General features: G+C 72.7%; 13 protein-coding genes. 1 reads left to right on the forward strand and 12 read right to left on the reverse strand.

Annotation, left to right across the window (positions count from 1 at the left end):
• From O3Q52_RS29885 to cobM, 5 genes are all read right to left on the reverse strand, one after another.
• On the reverse strand, window positions 1–1,001 hold a 1,001-nt coding region (locus O3Q52_RS29885), incomplete at its 3' end, for a sirohydrochlorin chelatase (protein WP_269651806.1).
• On the reverse strand, window positions 998–1,699 hold the full coding sequence (locus O3Q52_RS29890; RefSeq protein WP_269651817.1) for a precorrin-8X methylmutase: 702 nt from the start codon (window positions 1,697–1,699) through the stop codon (window positions 998–1,000). The genes O3Q52_RS29890 and O3Q52_RS29885, both read right to left, overlap by 4 nt.
• A 32-nt stretch (window positions 1,700–1,731) precedes the next feature.
• On the reverse strand, window positions 1,732–3,414 hold the full coding sequence (cobJ, locus tag O3Q52_RS29895) for a precorrin-3B C(17)-methyltransferase (protein ID WP_269651807.1): 1,683 nt from the start codon (window positions 3,412–3,414) through the stop codon (window positions 1,732–1,734).
• A complete protein-coding gene (gene cbiE, locus O3Q52_RS29900) occupies window positions 3,411–4,817 on the reverse strand; it encodes a precorrin-6y C5,15-methyltransferase (decarboxylating) subunit CbiE (protein WP_269651808.1) in 1,407 nt (468 codons plus the stop codon). The genes cobJ and cbiE overlap by 4 nt, the downstream gene beginning before the upstream one ends.
• Complete coding sequence (gene cobM, locus O3Q52_RS29905) at window positions 4,814–5,668, reverse strand: precorrin-4 C(11)-methyltransferase (RefSeq protein ID WP_269651809.1); 855 nt, start codon at window positions 5,666–5,668, stop codon at window positions 4,814–4,816. The genes cbiE and cobM overlap by 4 nt, the downstream gene beginning before the upstream one ends.
• 137 nt (window positions 5,669–5,805) lie before the next feature.
• On the opposite strand from cobM, the gene O3Q52_RS29910 reads away from it, so the two are divergent.
• Window positions 5,806–6,534 carry a ZIP family metal transporter gene (locus O3Q52_RS29910; protein ID WP_269651810.1) on the forward strand — a complete coding sequence of 243 codons (729 nt, stop codon included), beginning with the start codon at window positions 5,806–5,808 and terminating at the stop codon, window positions 6,532–6,534.
• 47 nt (window positions 6,535–6,581) lie between these two features.
• Here the strand turns inward: O3Q52_RS29910 and cobI are convergent, their stop codons facing one another.
• The 7 genes from cobI to O3Q52_RS29945 form a co-directional block, all read right to left on the reverse strand.
• Complete coding sequence (gene cobI / locus O3Q52_RS29915) at window positions 6,582–7,328, reverse strand: precorrin-2 C(20)-methyltransferase (RefSeq protein WP_269651811.1); 747 nt, start codon at window positions 7,326–7,328, stop codon at window positions 6,582–6,584.
• Window positions 7,298–8,806 carry a cobyrinate a,c-diamide synthase gene (locus tag O3Q52_RS29920; RefSeq protein ID WP_269651812.1) on the reverse strand — a complete coding sequence of 503 codons (1,509 nt, stop codon included), beginning with the start codon at window positions 8,804–8,806 and terminating at the stop codon, window positions 7,298–7,300. The genes cobI and O3Q52_RS29920 overlap by 31 nt, the downstream gene beginning before the upstream one ends.
• Entirely contained in the window at window positions 8,803–9,402 is a 600-nt protein-coding gene (gene cobO / locus O3Q52_RS29925) for a cob(I)yrinic acid a,c-diamide adenosyltransferase (RefSeq protein ID WP_269651813.1), read from the reverse strand. Before cobO ends, O3Q52_RS29920 begins: the two co-directional genes overlap by 4 nt.
• Entirely contained in the window at window positions 9,402–11,444 is a 2,043-nt protein-coding gene (locus tag O3Q52_RS29930) for a putative cobaltochelatase (protein ID WP_269651814.1), read from the reverse strand. The genes cobO and O3Q52_RS29930 overlap by 1 nt, the downstream gene beginning before the upstream one ends.
• The gene (gene cobN / locus O3Q52_RS29935; protein WP_269651815.1) at window positions 11,441–15,097 is read right to left on the reverse strand and encodes a cobaltochelatase subunit CobN; all 3,657 of its coding nucleotides are present in this window, start codon (window positions 15,095–15,097) and stop codon (window positions 11,441–11,443) included. The genes O3Q52_RS29930 and cobN overlap by 4 nt, the downstream gene beginning before the upstream one ends.
• A complete protein-coding gene (locus tag O3Q52_RS29940; protein WP_269651816.1) occupies window positions 15,094–16,626 on the reverse strand; it encodes a cobyric acid synthase in 1,533 nt (510 codons plus the stop codon). The genes cobN and O3Q52_RS29940 overlap by 4 nt, the downstream gene beginning before the upstream one ends.
• Window positions 16,623–16,931, reverse strand: a 309-nt coding sequence (locus O3Q52_RS29945; protein ID WP_332112957.1) for a cobalamin biosynthesis protein, incomplete at its 5' end; no start/stop codon positions are given. The genes O3Q52_RS29940 and O3Q52_RS29945, both read right to left, overlap by 4 nt.

Here is a 16,931-nt window from a genome sequence, read left to right on the forward strand (position 1 = left end):
TCGACTACTTCGACCACTTCCTGCTGAACAAGCCCAAGGGCACGAAGATCAAGTCCGTGATCAACGTCCTGGACAGCCTGGCCGTCGTGGTGGTGATGCCCGTGGTGGTGCCCGTCGTGGTGGTGATCGTCGTCGTCCGGGTGGAAGTGCGGCTGCTGGGGGAGCCCCACCTTGTCCTCGAACCCGGGCAGCGCGATGCGGTACACGCACGAGTCGCAGTTCATCCGCAGATCACCCTTGACCGCCTCCCGGTAGCGCTCCATGACCAGGTCGAGCAGCTCCGGCTCCGGCCCGATGACATCGGCGGAGACCACGTCGACCTCCGGATGCGCGGCCGCCCACCCCTCGGTCTGCTGCCGCACCCGGTCCGGGAGGATACCCGTGAACAGGAAGTAGGGAAGCACCACGATCCGGCGCGCGCCCAGCTTCACACAGCGGTCCAGGCCCGACGGCACGTCCGGCGCGGCCAGCGACACGAACGCCGTCTCCACGCCCGCGTAACCCCGCCCCTCCCACAACAGCCGCGCCGCCTTGTGCACTTCGGCGTTGGCGTCCGGGTCGGTCGAGCCGCGCCCGACGAGCAGGACGGTCACCTCGGCACGGTCCGCGGGGGTCCGCGCCGAACCGCCGAGCGCCTCGTCGAGCCGCCGCGCCAGCACCGTGAGCAACGCCGGGTGCGGGCCCAGCGGACGCCCGTACGTGTACGAGATCCCGGGGTGCCGCTCCTTCTCGCGGGTCAGCGCGGCCGGGATGTCGCCCTTGGCGTGCCCGGCGGACACCAGCATCAGCGGGACGGCCGCGAACCGGCGCACGCCCTGCTCGACCAGTTCGGTCACGGCATCGCCCAGCGGCGGCGGGGAGAGCTCGATGAAGCCGCCCGCGACGGGCAGTCCGGGGTTGCGGCGGCCCAGTTCCCGTACGAAGTCGCGGAAGGCCTCGGCACCCGCGTCGTCCCGGGTGCCGTGTCCGGCGATGAGCAGGGCGGGGGCGGGGGTGGTCACGATTTCTCCTTGGACTTGGACGGGGAACCGGCCCGGGACTCGGCCTGGGCCACAGAGGGGAACTCGGGATCGGACACGGAGTGGGACTCGGGATGGGAAACGGGGTGGTACAGCAGGGCGTTGAGCGCGGCCGCGGCGACCGCCGAGCCGCCCTTCTCGGACACGTTGCTCACGGCGGGCAGCCCGCTCTCGCGCAGCGCGGCCTTGGACTCGGCCGCGCCGACGAAGCCGACGGGCAGCCCGATGACGAGCGCCGGGGCGGCGTCCAGGGTGAGGAGCTCCTCCAGCGCGGTCGGAGCGCAGCCGATCACCCAGAGCGCGCCGGGCCCGACCTGCTCGTACGCGAGCCGGATCGCATGGGCCGAGCGGGTCAGCCCCGGACCGGACACGGCGTCCTTGAGACGGCAGACGGTGTCGCGCCGGGTGATGCCCGCCGCGACCATCTCCACGTCCACGACGACGGACGCCCCGTCGTGCAGCGCCCGGTGAGCCTCCTCAAGCGCGCCCTCGTCGGTCACCAGGTCGGTCGCGTAGTCGAGATCGGCGGCGGAGTGGATCACCCGCTCCACGACGGCACGGGTCAGCGGCGGGAAGTGCGAGGTGTCCAGGCGGGCTCGCAGCCGCCGGAAGGACTCCTGCTCGATGGGGTGGACGACCCGGGCTTCGGGGTCCGTGACGCGGGTCTCGGGGTCCGCGATCCCGCTCTCCGGGAACACCCGGCTCACTGCGCTCACTTGGGCTCCTCCTGCCAGCGGTAACCGCGGGGCGTCACCATGCGCCCCGCGATCTGCCGGGTCGCCGTGTTGCCCACGGTCACCACCGTCATCATGTCCACCGTCGCCGGGTCGAGTCCCGCGAGGGTGGTGACACGGCTGGATTCGTCCGGCCGTGAGGCGTTGCGTACGACTCCCACGGGCGTCGTCGGCTTCCGGTGCCCGGCGAGGATCGTGAGCGCTTTCGGGAGCTGCCAGTCGCGGCCCCGGCTGCGCGGGTTGTAGAAGGTGACGACCAGGTCGGCCTCGGCCGCCGCGCGCACCCGGCGCTCGATGACCTCCCACGGTGTGTGCAGGTCGGAGAGGCTGATCGACACATGGTCGTGGCCCAGCGGCGCGCCCAGGATCGCCCCGGCCGCGAGCGCGGCGGTCACCCCCGGCACCCCGACCACGTCGATGTCGTCGGACGCCTCCGCGAGCGCGGGCGACGCCATCGCGTACACGCCCGCGTCACCGCTGCCGATCAGCGCGACCGCCTGCCCGAGCCGGGCCTCGGCCACGGCGGTCCTGGCGCGCTCCTCCTCGGCCCCGAGCCCCGACTCCAGGATCCGGGTGCCCGGCAGGAGCAGGTCGCGGATCTGGTCGACGTACTGGTCGAGCCCGACGAGTACGGAGGCGCGGCGCAACTCGTGCTTCGCGCGGGGCGTCAGCAGGTCCCGGGCGCCGGGACCGAGGCCGACCACCGCGAGCCGCCCGCGCGCGGGCCTGCGTACGAGCGCGCAGGTCGCCATCGCGGGACTCGCGGCCGACTTGCGCTTGGGGACGAGGAGTTCGCCGCCGCGCAACAGGGCCGCGGCCTCCGCCACCGACGGGGTGCCGACCGCGGCGAGGGGCGCGTCCGAGGGGTTCGGCACGTCGACCGCCGCCAACTCCTCGGCGCCGTACGTCACCACGGGCACCCCGAGCCGCTCGGCCGCGCCGAGAATGCCGGGCTCCTCGGCCTTGGCGTCGACGGTGGCGAGCTCGGCGACGGACTTCACCGAAAGACCGGCGTCCCGCAGGGCGTCCTCGATGGGCCCGAGCACCTCGTCGACGGGGGCACCCTTGGAGGCGCCGACGCCGACGACGAGGGAGGGCGGCCGGAGCACGACCTCGCGCTCGGCGGGCTCAACAGCCCTGTCGCTGACACGAATTGAGTAGGCCCCGGTCTCGGCGACCCGCAGCGGCGGCAGCGGCCAGGCCAACTCGGCGTTCAGCGCGACCGGTTCCCCGTCCAGCATGGCCCGGGACACCCCGGCGACATCCCCTTCGACCGGCAGGCCGAGCGTGTCGAGCCCCGGCACTCCGACGGAGTCGGTCGCCGTCGTCACGACGGGTTCGGCACCCAGCAACTCGCCCACCTCGCGGGCGAGTTCATTGGCTCCGCCGCCGTGGCCCCCGACCAGGGACACCGCGAACCGGCCGCCCTCGTCGACGCACACGATCCCCGGATCGGACGCCTTGTCGATGAGGAGCGGCGCGACGAGCCGCACCACGGCCCCCGTGGCGAGGAAGCACACGAGCTGCTCACACTCCGCGAAGGCCCGCCGCACGGCGTCCCCCACGGGGCCCTCGTACACGCGGGTACGGCCCGGCCAGGCCGAGGCCACCCGCCGACAGCCCGCCGAACCGGCGGCCGTCGCGGAAATCAGGCCGATCACTGAGCGACTCCTTCACTACGTACCGGAGGCCGGACGCCCCACAGCAGGAAAACGGGGTTGGTCGCCGCGAGCCGGGTGACGTCCCCCGGCAGCGGCGCCAGCCGGGACGACTGCAGCAGTACGCCGTCACAGTCGAGCCCGGCCGCGACGAGCGCGTCCCGGACCGCCGGAACCCGGTCGAGGGCGGCCATCGCCACGACGACCGACCGCCGCGCCCGCCGGGCACAGGCGGTCACGATGGCGGGCAGTTCCTGGCCGCCCCCGCCGACGAACACGGCGTCGGGGTCGGGCAGGTCGGACAGCACGGTCGGCGCGGCGCCGTGCACGGCGGTCACGTCGACCCCGTGCGCGGCGGCGTTGGCGCGTACCCGCTCCACACCGTCCAGGGTCTTCTCCACCGCGGTCACGGCGGCCCCGAGCCGTGCGCACTCCACGGCGACCGAGCCGGAGCCCGCGCCGATGTCCCACACATGCTCACCGAGCCGCGGTCCGAGCCGGGCCAGCGCCAGCGCCCGCACCTCGAACTTGGTGATCATGGAGTCGCGGTGGGTGAACTCGCCCTCTTCCAGGGCCCATTGGGCGGGCCCGGAGGGCGGCCCGGCGATCGTGCGCACGGGGGAGAGGACTCGTGACTCGTCGAGACACAGCACGACGTTCACCGCCGGCCCCCAGTCCCGGGCGGCGGCCTCGGCGGGCGTGACCCGCTCGACCCGCTCCCCGGACTGCGAGCCCGAGCCCGAGTCCGGGGCGGAGCCGGTGCCGGTACCCGAGCCAGTGCCCGAGCCCGAGGTGGCGCCCGCGTTCGAGGCGGAAGCCGCGCCCGAGCCCGAGGTCGCGCCGGCGTCCGACGCGGCCCCCGAACCCGAAACAGCACCCGCCCCCAGCGCCGAAGCCACCACCAACACCCGCCCGCTGGACCGCAGCGCGGCCCCGAGTTCCGCGGGTCCGGACCCAGGGCCGGTCAGTACCGCCACCTTGGGATGCGCCCGGCAGACATTCACGGCGGTCCGCAGATCGCGCCCGTGCGCGCTCACGACCACCGCGTCGTCCCAGGTCAGCCCGATCCGCGCGAAGGCGGTGGCGACGGACGACACCCCCGGGTGGACCTCCAGCCGCTCGGCCCCGAAACGCTCGGCGAGGGCCCGGACGATCCCGAAGAACCCGGGGTCCCCCGAGGCCAGCACGACGACCCGCCCCTGGCCAGCGGGCTTCTCCAGGAACTGCTCGATCGTGTCGAGGGCGGGCGCGAGCGGACCCAGGACGACCCGCTCGGCCGTGTCCGGCATCGACGTCGCGGCCGCCAGATGCCGCCGGCCGCCCACGACGAGCCCCGCCCCGGCCAACGCGGCCCCGGCGTCCGGAGGAAGGGGCGCCCCCGTGCCCGTACCGACGACGGTGATCACGGCGTGGCGCCCTGCGCACCTCGTGCACCCTGCGCATCCCGCGCGCCCTGCGTCCGCAGCGCCCTGCGGGCCTCCGGGTCGGCCTTGCGGAAGCCGTGGAAGTGGCCGGGGTGGTAGAGGTGCGAGCGCGTGCCGTGCGCGTCGAGGGCCGGGCCGACCAGGAACAGCGTGTGCTTCCAGAGCTTGTGCTCCTTGACGGTCTCCTCCAGCGTGCCGATCGTGCACTTCACGATCAGCTCCTCCGGCCAGGTCGCCTGGTACGCGACCACGACGGGCGTCGACGTGGGATAGCCGCCCTCCAGCAGCTCCCGTACGAGCTGCCCGCTGCGGGCGGCCGACAGGAACAGCGCCATCGTCGTCCCGTGCCGCGCGAACTCCCGTACTTCCTCCCCGGGCGGCATGGGCGTCTTGCCGCCGCCTAGCCGGGTGAGGATCACGGACTGCGCGACCTCGGGGATGGTCAGCTCCCGCTGGGCGAGTGCGGCGACGGCGGAGAAGGAGGAGACGCCGGGCACGATCTCGGTCTCGATGCCGATCTCCGCGCACCGGTCGACCTGCTCCTGCGTACCGCCCCAGAGCGCGGGGTCGCCGGAGTGGATCCGGGCGACCTTCAGCCCGGCCCCGGCGGCCCGCTCGTAGACGGCGACGACGTCCTCCAGCGACATCGTCGCCGAGTCCAGGATCTCCGCCCCCGCGCGCGCGTGTTCGAGAACCTCGGCCTGCACCAGGCTGGCCGCCCAGATCACGACGTCGGCCTCGGCGATGGCGCGCGCGGCACGGAACGTCAACAGGTCGGCGGCACCGGGCCCGGCCCCGACGAAGGTCACCTTGCCGTTGGGGGCATCGGCCATGGGATGGGGTCCTCTCCTACGAATACTGCGGTTCTCACGGGTGCTTCCGGACATCAGCGCACGGATTCCGGAAGCCGTGAAGACTCGAACGTGCGGCGGACGTGCGTGAACACGGGTCGATCGGATAGCAAGGGCGTATGGCGGTGTTCGTCGCGCTCGGCGCGTTCCTCATGACGCTGGCCGGCGGCTGGACGGCGCAACGCGTCACCGACCGCCGCCACCTCGTACTCGGTCTGGCAGGCGGTCTGATGCTGGGCGTCGTCGGCCTGGACCTGCTGCCGGAGGCGCTTGACGCGGCGGGCGACGAGATCTTCGGCGTACCGGCCGCGCTGCTGCTCTTCGTGGCGGGCTTCCTGCTGGCCCACCTGGTGGAACGCCTGCTGGCCGTACGACAGGCGGCACACGGCGGGGAGGAACACAACGGCCGCGCGCCCGAGGTGGGCCTGACGGCCGCCGCCGCGATGGTCGGCCACAGCGCCATGGACGGCGTGGCGATCGGCGCGGCCTTCCAGGTCGGCGGCGGCATGGGAGCGGCCGTGGCCGTCGCCGTGATCGCCCACGACTTCGCGGACGGCTTCAACACGTACACGATCACGACCCTGTACGGGAACGCCCGCCGCAAGGCGGTCGCGATGCTGTTCGCGGACGCGGCGGCCCCGGTCGTGGGCGCCGCCTCGACGCTCCTCTTCACCATCCCCGAGCATCTGCTCGGCGGCTATCTCGGCTTCTTCGGCGGCGCGGTGCTCTATCTCGCCGCGGCCGAGATCCTCCCCGAGGCCCACCACGAACACCCGGCCCGCTCCACGCTGCTGTGCACGATCGCGGGGGCGTCCTTCATCTGGCTGGTGGTGGGCATCGCGGAGTGAGGCGCGCGGGTGGCGCTCTCCGACCGGAGTCACTGTTCTGACGGGAGTCACAGCTTGCCGCCGCGTCCGCCGTCGCGCGGTGCGGGCGCGATGAGCGTCGAGAGGTAGGGCAGCGGAGCGCCGTCCAGTTCGGCCGCGGGCCGGATGGACTCCTCCGGCAGCCCCAACGCCGACCCCCACACGGCGTCGTCGAGCCGCCCGGTCTCCCGCAGCGCCGCGGCGACCTCCTGCGCCTGCCGCCCGAACTTGTAGGCGACGACGGTCCCGGGCCCGTTGAGCGCGTCCTTGAGCGCACCGGCCCCGGCGGTGACGGGCACGAGCGTCAGCGGCTCGGTGCCCTCGGTCAGCACGGCCCCGGACCGGGCGGCGAGATCCTGCATGGCGGTGATACCGGGCACGGTCTCGACGACGGTCCCCGGTACGACGTCCCCGATGGTCTGCGCGAGATAGGTGAACGTGGAGTACACGTTCGGATCCCCGATGGTCGCGAACGCCACGATCCCGTGCGTACGCAGCAGCCCGGCCACCCGCTCCCCGGCGGCGTCCCAGGCGGCCTCGCGGCGCCCCCGGTCGGACCGCTCGTTGAGCGCGAAGACGACGCGTACGACCTTCTCCTCGGGCACGTAGTGCAGCACGGTGGCCTCGGCGCGCCCGCGCTCGCCCGTGTCCATGACGGGCACGACGACGACGTCCGCCGCCCGAAGGCAGTTGACCCCCTTGACGGTCACGAGCTCGGGATCCCCGGGCCCGACCCCGACCCCGATCAGCCTGCTGTTGCCCATGACCCGACACACCTCTCCACGAACCGACGGGCGACACCGGGCGCCGACGCCCAGTGCGTGTGCAGATAACTCGCATGCACGCCCTGCTGTACGAAACCTTCGACCCGCCGCACCGGAACGCGCACGCCCCAGGCCGGAGCGACCCCCGCCCCGGGCTCCACGACGGTCCGGTGAAACTCGTGCCCGCGCATCCGGCTGCCGGCCTCGGCCAGCACACTGTCGGACACGGCGACGGCATCCCGATACCCCAGCGTCAGCCGCTCGTCCATCCGCGCCTTCGCGTCGATCACCCCGCACATCGGCAGACCCTCGAGCTCACGCGAGAGATACAGCAGCCCCGCACACTCGGCCGCGACCGGCGCCCCACGCTCGGCGAGCGAGGCAACGGCCTTACGGAGAGGCTCATTGGCGGACAACTCAGGCGCGTACACCTCGGGAAACCCACCCCCGATGACCAACCCCCGCGTCCCTTCGGGCAGTTCCTCATCCCGAAGCGGATCAAAGACGACGACTTCAGCTCCGGCGGCGGCAAGCAACTCGGCATGCTCGGCGTACGAGAACGTGAAGGCGGCCCCACCGGCAACGGCAATGCGTGGCGCGCCTGGAGGCCCTGCTTGCGGTTCCTTCGAGGCCGTCCCGGGCTCTTTCAGCCTGTCCGGCGTTCGAGGACGAGGCCGTTCAGGCCGATCCGGGGGTCTGGGGGCAGCGCCCCCAGGGACGGGAACGGGAAGGGGCGGCGGGGGCGAGAAAGCCACGGCCTCAGCCGCATCCCACGTGTCACCAGGCAACACCCCGGCCCCCCGCGCCAACGCGAACAACGCATCCAGATCACACCCCGCCCGCACCTGCGCAGCCATCGCGGCAACAGCCCCCACCGCTTCAGCCCGCCGCTCGGCGACCGGCACCAGCCCCAGGTGCCGAGAAGGCGTCCCCACCTGCTCAACCCGCCGCAGGACACCCAGCACAGGCACCCCGGACTCGTCCAACGCCTCCCGCAGCATCCCCTCATGCCGCTCGGACCCCACCTTGTTCAGGATCACCCCACCGATCCGCACCTCCGGATCCCAGGAGGCGAACCCATGCACCAGCGCGGCCACGGACCGCGACTGAGAAGAGGCGTCCACGACCAGCACCACAGGAGCCCGCAGCAACTTCGCCACATGAGCGGTGGAGGCGAGCTCCCCTTCCCCCGCGGCCCCGTCGAACAGCCCCATCACGCCTTCGACGACAGCGAGATCACACCCCCGCGCCCCATGGGCGAACAGCGGCGCGACCAACTCCGCCCCGCACAGGTACGCGTCGAGATTCCGCCCCACCCGCCCGGTGGCGAGCGCGTGATACCCGGGATCGATGTAGTCGGGCCCCACCTTGTGCGGGGACACGGCAAGCCCCCGCGAGGCGAACGCGGCCATCAACCCCGTGGCGACGGTGGTCTTGCCGCTGCCCGAGGAGGGCGCGGCAATGACCAGCCGAGGGACGGAATCACTCACCACTCGATGCCCCTCTGACCCTTCTGACCGGCGTCCATGGGGTGCTTGACCTTGGACATGTCCGTCACGAGGTCGGCGAGTTCGACGAGCTTCTCGGGAGCGTTGCGCCCGGTGATCACGACATGCTGGGTCCCGGGCCGGTCCCGCAGCACGGAGACGACCTCGTCGACATCGACCCACCCCCAGTGCATGGGATAGGCGAACTCGTCGAGCACGTACAGCTTGTACGTCTCGGCGGCGAGGTCGCGCTTGACCTGCTCCCAGCCCTCGCGGGCCTTCTCCTCGTTGTCCATCTGGGAGTCGCGCTGCACCCACGACCAGCCCTCGCCCATCTTGTGCCAGTCGACGGGGCCGCCCTCGCCGGATGCCCCCAGCACCCGGAGCGCGTTCTCCTCGCCGACCTTCCACTTCGCGGACTTGACGAACTGGAAGACCCCGATGGGCCAGCCCTGATTCCAGGCGCGCAGCGCGAGCCCGAAGGCGGCGGTGGACTTGCCCTTCCCGATCCCGGTGTGCACGACCACGAGCGGCCGGTTCCGCCGCTGACGAGTCGTCAGTCCGTCGTCGGGCACCACACTCGGCTGTCCCTGCGGCATTACGCGGCCCTCCTGCTGTTGCCCTGAACATCCCTGACGAGCCCGGCGATCGAGTCGGCCCGCAGCTCGTCCAACGTCACGGCCGTACCGCCGAGTTCACCCGCGAGCTGCCCCGCGAGCCCGAGCCGTACGGGCCCGGACTCGCAGTCGACGACCACGGACGCGACCCCGTCGGCGGCGAACAGCCGAGCGGCCCGTCCCGCGAGCGCCACCGGCTCGGGCCCGCCCGTCGCCCTCCCGTCCGTCACCAGGACCACCAACGCCCGCCGGGCCGGATCCCGCAACCGCTCCACCCGCAACACGTCGTGCGCCCGCAGCAACCCGGCGGCGAGCGGCGTACGCCCACCCGTGGGCAGCGACTCCAGCCGTACCGCGGCCGCGTCCACCGAAGAGGTGGGCGGCAGCGCGACCTCGCCCGTCGACCCGCGGAAGGTCACGAGCCCCACCTTGTCCCGCCGCTGATAGGCGTCGAGGAGCAGCGACAGCACCGCCCCCTTGACCGCGCTCATCCGCTGCCGGGCCGCCATCGAGCCGGAGGCGTCCACGACGAACAGCACGAGGTTCCCCTCGCGCCCCTCCCGCGTCGCCTGCCGCAGATCGTCGCGCCGGACCACGAGACCCGGCCCCGACCGGCCGCGCGCCCGCTGATGCGGGGCCGCGGCCTGCACGGTGGCCGCCAAGTGCAGCTTGGTGAGGGCTCCTTGGGGGCGGCGCGCCCCGGTGGTCCGCCCGTGCTCGGTCCGCGCCCGCGACCGCCGACCGGCAGCGCCCTCGCCGAGACCCGGCACGCTCAGCACCTTCGTACGGAAGGGTTCGGCGGCCCGTACGGGAGCCTGCTCGCCCGCGCCCGGCGACGGCGCCTGCCCGCTCTCGGAAGGCTCGCCCTGCGCGGGCACCTCGCCGGAGCTCTCGCCGCTGCCGTCGTCGCCGCTGTCGGGCCCTTCCTGAGGCGGCTGCCCGCCACCCCCGTCGGGCCCGTCCGGATCCGGATCCTCGTCGCCGGAGTCGTTCGAACCGCCGGAACCCTCCCCGCTCCCGAACTCCTCCAGCGTCTCGTCGAGCTTGTCCTCGTCGAGGCCCGGCGCGTCGAAGGGATTGCGCCGCCGCCGGTGCGGCAGCGCGAGCAGCGCGGCCTGCCGTACGTCCTCGGCGAGCACCTCCGTGCGCCCGGCCCACGCGGCCAGCGTGGTGGCGGTCCGGGCCATCACGATGTCGGCCCGCATGCCGTCCACCTCGAAGGCCGCACAGGTCGCCGCGATCTGCCGCAGCGCCCCGTCGCCGAGCACGACCGACGGCAACAGCTTCCGCGCGGCCACGATCCGCGCCCTTACCGACGTCTCCTCGTCGGACCAGCGCGCCGCGAAGCCGTCCGGATCGTCGTCGTACGCGAGCCGCCGCCGCACGACCTCGACCCGCTGATCGGGCTCGCGCGAGGCGGCCACCTCGACCGTCAGCCCGAACCGGTCGAGCAACTGAGGCCGTAGCTCGCCCTCTTCGGGGTTCATGGTCCCCACCAGCAGGAACCGCGCGGCATGCCGTACGGAGACACCCTCGCGCTCCACGTACGAGGCACCCATCGCCGCCGCGTCCAACAGCAGGTCGACCAGGTGGTCGTGGAGGAGGTTGACCTCGTCCACGTACAGGATTCCGCGGTGCGCGTCGGCCAGCAGCCCGGGCTCGAAGGCCTTCACGCCCTCGGCCAGCGCCCGCTCGATGTCCAGCGCGCCGACGAGCCGGTCCTCGGAGGCGCCGACCGGCAACTCGACCATGCGCGCAGGCCGTTGGACCCCCGCACCCACCTCGTGCGGCCCGTCCGGGCACGCCGGGTCGGGGGCGGCGGGCGCGCACGAGAACCGGCAGCCGGCGACGACGTCCACCTCGGGCATGAGCGCCGAAAGAGCGCGCACGGCCGTCGACTTGGCGGTGCCCTTCTCGCCGCGGACGAGCACACCGCCGACCGCCGGTGACACGGCGTTCAGGAGCAGTGCGAGCCGCAGGTCGTCCTGCCCGACGACAGCCGTGAACGGAAAGGGGGTACTCACTGGTCGTCGCCCTCCAAGTCGCCTTCGAGCTCCAGATACGTGGCGCGCAGCCGCTCCAGCGTCTCCGCGTCCGGCTCGGCCCACAGCCCGCGGTCCGCCGCCTCCAGGAGCCGTTCCGTGATGCCGCGCAGGGCCCAGGGGTTGGACTTCTTCATGAAGTCCCGGTTCTCCGCGTCGAAGACGTACTCCGCGCTGAGCTTCTCGTACATCCAGTCGTCCACGACCCCGGCCGTGGCGTCGTACCCGAAGAGGTAGTCGACGGTCGCCGCCATCTCGAAGGCGCCCTTGTAGCCGTGGCGCCGCATGGCCGCCATCCAGCGCGGGTTGACCACGCGGGCGCGGAAGACCCGGTGGGTCTCCTCGCCGAGGGTGCGGGTCTTGACCTGGTCGGGGGTGGCGGAGTCGCCGACGTACGCCTCGGGGCTCGCGCCCGTCAGGTGCCTGACCATGGCGACCATGCCGCCGTGGTACTGGAAGTAGTCGTCCGCGTCGACGAGGTCGTGCTCGCGGGTGTCGACGTTCTTGGCGGCGACGGCGATGCGCTTGAACGCGGTCTCCATGTCCCCGCGCGCCGCCCGCCCGTCGAGCCCGCGCCCGTACGCGTAGCCGCCCCACACCGCGTACACCTCGGCGAGGTCGGCGTCGGAGCGCCAGTTGCGCGCGTCGATGAGGGGGAGGAGCCCGGCACCGTACGCGCCGGGCTTCGAGCCGAAGATGCGGGACGTCGCGCGCCGTCGGTCGCCGTGCTCGGCGGTGTCCTCGTCGGCGTGCGCGCGGACGTAGTTCCGGTCGGCGGGCTCGTCCAGGTCGGCCACCGCCCGTACCGCGTCGTCGATCAGCCCGACCACATGCGGGAAGGCGTCCCGGAAGAAGCCGGAGATGCGGACCGTGACGTCGATGCGCGGCCGCCCGAGCTCCTCCAGGCCGACGACCTCGAAGCCGGTGACGCGCCGCGAGGCGTCGTCCCACACCGGCCGGCAGCCCAGCAGCGCCAGGATCTCGGCGATGTCGTCGCCCTGGGTGCGCATCGCGGAGGTGCCCCAGACCGTCAGGCCGACGGACTTCGGGTAGTCACCGGTGTCCTGGAGGTACCGCTGCACGAGCGAGTCGGCGAGCGACTGTCCGACCTCCCAACTCAGCCTGGACGGGATCGCCTTGGGGTCGACCGAGTAGAAGTTGCGGCCGGTCGGCAGGACGTTCACGAGTCCGCGGGTCGGTGAACCCGAGGGGCCCGCCGGGACGTAACCGCCGTTCAGGGCAAGGAGGATGTGGTCGATCTCGTCCGTCGTACGGGCCAGACGCGGCACCACCTCACGGCACGCGAACTCCAACACCGCGACGGCGTCTGGCAGTTCGGCGCCGCCCAGGACCTCGCGCACGAGAGCGGGCACGGCAGCGACCTCCCAGGCGCGCTCCTCCATGCCCTCCGCGAACCGGCGGCACAGCTGTTCGAGGAGGTCGATCGCGTCGGCCGCCGTCCGGGCCGGCCCCGCGACCAGGTCGGTCAGCTCGACCGGCACCTTCACCGGAGCGCCGGGCTCGCCCAGCAACTCCTTCTCGACCAGGCCGAAGTGCTCGGCGAGACAGGCCCGCAGACCGGGCAGCGCGTTCGCGGCCCCGCCCCACACCTGAGAGGCCCGCAGCACGGCCAGTACGAGGTTCACGCGCGGCTCGGCCTCCGGGCCGCCGCCGAGAATGTGCAGGCCGTCGCGGATCTGCACGTCCTTGATCTCGCACAGATAGCCGTCGATGTGCATGACGAACTCGTCGAAGGCGTCGTCGTCCGGCTGGTCGTCCACATGCAGGTCGTGGTGCAGCTCGGCCGACTTGACCAGCGTCCAGATCTGGGCCCGCACGGCCGGGGCCTTCGTCGGGTCCAGGTCGGACACGAGCGCGTACTCGTCGAGGAGTTGCTCCAGCTTCGCCAGATCGCCGTACGTGTCCGCGCGCGCCATCGGCGGCACGAGGTGGTCGACGACCGTGGCGTGGCCGCGGCGCTTCGCCTGGGTGCCCTCGCCGGGGTCGTTGACGATGAAGGGGTAGACGAGGGGCAGTTCACCGAGGACGGCGTCCGGCGCGCACCCGCCGCTCAGCCCGAGTCCCTTGCCCGGCAGCCATTCCATCGTGCCGTGCTTGCCCATGTGCACGACGGCGTCGGCGCCGAACGAGTTCTCCAGCCACCGGTACGCCGCCATGTAGTGGTGCGACGGCGGCATGTCCGGGTCGTGGTAGATCGCGATCGGGTTCTCGCCGAAACCGCGCGGCGGCTGGATCATCACGACGACGTTCCCGAACTGGAGGGACGCCAGCACGATGTCGTCGCCGTCCACGTACAGGTTGCCCGGCGGCTCGCCCCACGCCTCCAGCATCCCGCCGCGCAGGTCGGGGTCGAGCTTGTCGAACCAGGCCCGGTAGTCGGCGAGAGGCACGCGCGCGGGGGCCGAGGCGAGCTGCTCCTCGGTCAGCCACTCGACGTCGTGGCCGCCCGCCGCGATGAGCCGGTGGATCAACTCGTCGCCGTTGTCCGGGTATTCGGTCAGGGCGTACCCGGCGTCCCGCAGCGCGTCGAGGACCCGCACCGCCGAGGCGGGGGTGTCGAGACCGACCGCGTTGCCGACCCTGGAGTGCTTGGTCGGATAGGCGGTGAAGACGAGCGCGAGCTTCTTCTCCGCGTTGGGCTTGTGCTTCAACCGGGCGTGGCGCACGGCGATTCCGGCGACCCGCGCGGCCCGCTCGGGGTCGGCGACGTACACCGGAACGTCGTCGGGTCCCTGTTCCTTGAACGAGAACGGGACCGTGATGAGGCGTCCGTCGAACTCCGGGATCGCGACCTGCATCGCCGCGTCCATGGGGGAGAGGGCGGCGTCGGACCCGGCCCAGGCCGCCCGCGACGAGGTGAGGCAGAGCCCTTGCAGGACAGGGACGTCGAGGTCGGCGAGCGCGCCGATGTCCCAGGCCTCCTCGTCACCGCCCGCGGACGCCTGAGAGGCGTGCGTGCCACCGGCGGCGAGGACCGTCGTGACCAGCGCGTCGGCCTTGCCGAGGATCTCGTAGAGGCCCGCGTCGGCGTCGCGCAGCGAACCGCAGTACACGGCAAGGGCGTTGGCGCCCCGGGCCTCGATCGCGTCGCACAGGGTGTCCACGAAGGCGGTGTTGCCGCTCAGTTGGTGGGCCCGGTAGAAGAGCACGCCCACGGTCGGACGGCCATCGACGTACGCGCGCTCGCCGTGGACCCCGAACTCGGGCATCTTCCGCGGCTCTTCGAAGCCCTCGCCCGTCAGCAGCACGGTGTCGGACAGGAAGCGGGCCAGCTCGGTCAGGTTCTCCGGGCCGCCCTCGACGAGATAGCGCAGCGCCTCCGCGACGACCCCGGCGGGCACGGACGACTCGGCCATCAGCTCCGCGTCGGGGACGGACTCCCCGCCGAGCAGCACGGTCGGGATGCCGGACGCCTTGAGCGCGGCGAGCCCGTCCTCCCAGGCACGCTTGCCGCCGAGCAGCCGTACGACGGCGACGTCCGCGCCCCGGACCAGCGCGGGAAGCTCCTCCGCGACATCCACGCGGGTGGGATTGCCGATCCGGTACGCGGCGCCGGCGGCACGCGCCGCCAGCAGATCCGTGTCGGCGGTCGACAACAACAACACTGTGCTCATGCGGGCGCTCCCGGTGGAATGAAAGGCAGTCCTGTCGGCGCGCCGGACTCGATGAGCCGCCACAGCGCGTCCGTGTCCGCGTGTTCCTCGATCAGATCGCCGAGCCGGTCGAGCTGCTCCTCGCGCAGCGACCCGAACGACGTGTCGGCGGCCGGTACGAAGCGGCGCCCCGCGGCGGCCGCCACCTCGCGAAGGAAGGCCCGGCGGAAGCCGTCCGACTCCAGCGAGCCGTGCCAGTGGGTGCCCCAGACCTCGCCGACCCGGCAGCCGTCGAGGAAGGGGGTTCCGCCCGTGACCCGGGCGACCCCGTGGTGGATCTCGTACCCCTCGACGGGCTCGCCGAGCGCCTCGCCGACGGGCCGGGTGAGGGTCTTCTCCCGCGCGAACCGTACGCGCACGGGAAGGAGTCCGAGCCCGTCCACCCGGCCGGCGCGCGACTCGACCTCGTCCTCGATGTGCTCGCCGAGGATCTGGAAGCCGCCGCAGATACCGAGGACGGGACGCCCCTCCGCGGCCCTTCTGGCGAGGGCGTCCGCGAGGCCGCGCTCCCGCAGCCACTCCAGGGCCCTGACCGTGCCCCGGGTGCCGGGCACGACGACCAGGTCCGCGTCGACGAGTTCCTCCGCCCGGTCCACGAACCGCACGACGACGCCCGGTTCGGCGGCCAGCGCGTCCAAGTCCGTGAAGTTGGACATCAACGGGATCGCGCAGACGGCGACCCGCAGGATGTCCTCGCCGACGGGGGAGGAGACCTCGGACTCCCGGACCGAGCCCCTCAGCGAGACCCGGAGCCCGTCCTCCTCGTCGATGCCGAGACCGTGCTGGAAGGGCAGAACCCCGTACGTACGACGTCCGGTGAGGTTCTCGAGCATGTCGAGGCCGGGCTCCAGCAGGGACACGTCCCCGCGGAACTTGTTGACGAGGAACCCGGCGACGAACGCCTGGTCCTCGGGCGAGAGCAGCGCGACGGTCCCGAAGAAGGAGGCGAAGACACCCCCGCGGTCGATGTCGCCGACGACGAGCACGGGCAGCCGCGCGTTGCGCGCGATGCCCATGTTCACGATGTCCGTCCGCCGCAGATTGATCTCGGCGGGACTGCCCGCCCCCTCACAGATCACCGCGTCATACGTGCCCCGCAACTCGGCGAGGCACTCCAGTACGGTCCCGAGGAGCTTTTCCTGACGCCCGCCGTGATAGCCGCGGGCGCTCATCTCCCCGACGGGTTTGCCCATCAGGACGACCTGGCTGCTGCGGTCGCTGCCGGGCTTGAGCAGCACGGGATTCATGAGCGCGGTGGGCTCCACGCGCGCGGCCTGCGCCTGCATGGCCTGCGCCCGCCCGATCTCGGCGCCCTCCCGCGTGACGAACGAATTGAGCGACATGTTCTGCGCCTTGAAGGGCGCGACCTTGACGCCCTGGCGCACCAGCCACCGGCAGATCCCGGCGGTCACGACGCTCTTGCCCGCGTCGGAGGTGGTGCCTGCGACGAGCAGCCCGCCGCCCGTGCCCCCGCTCGTTCCCCGGCTCATGACGTACGCCCCTTCGTGCGAAGGCCGTTGACGAGGAGCCGCCCGGCGACACTGACGCCGAGCGCGAGCCGGCCCACGCGCTGCGAGAGCCGTACCGCCCGCTCGATGTCCCCGACCTCCACGGCCCGCCCACCACCATTGAGTACGGGCCGGTGCTCGACCCTTCCGGCGTACGAGAGCGTTCCGCCCAGCCGCACGCCGCGCGCCCCCGCGAACGAGGCCTCGACGGGCCCGTACCAGGGAAAGCGCACTCCCCTGGGCGCCGAACACAGTGCCTTGTGCAGGGCGTCACGCCCCGCGCGCCA

The organism is Streptomyces sp. ActVer (genome assembly GCF_027270795.1).
GTDB lineage: Bacteria > Actinomycetota > Actinomycetes > Streptomycetales > Streptomycetaceae > Streptomyces > Streptomyces umbrinus_A.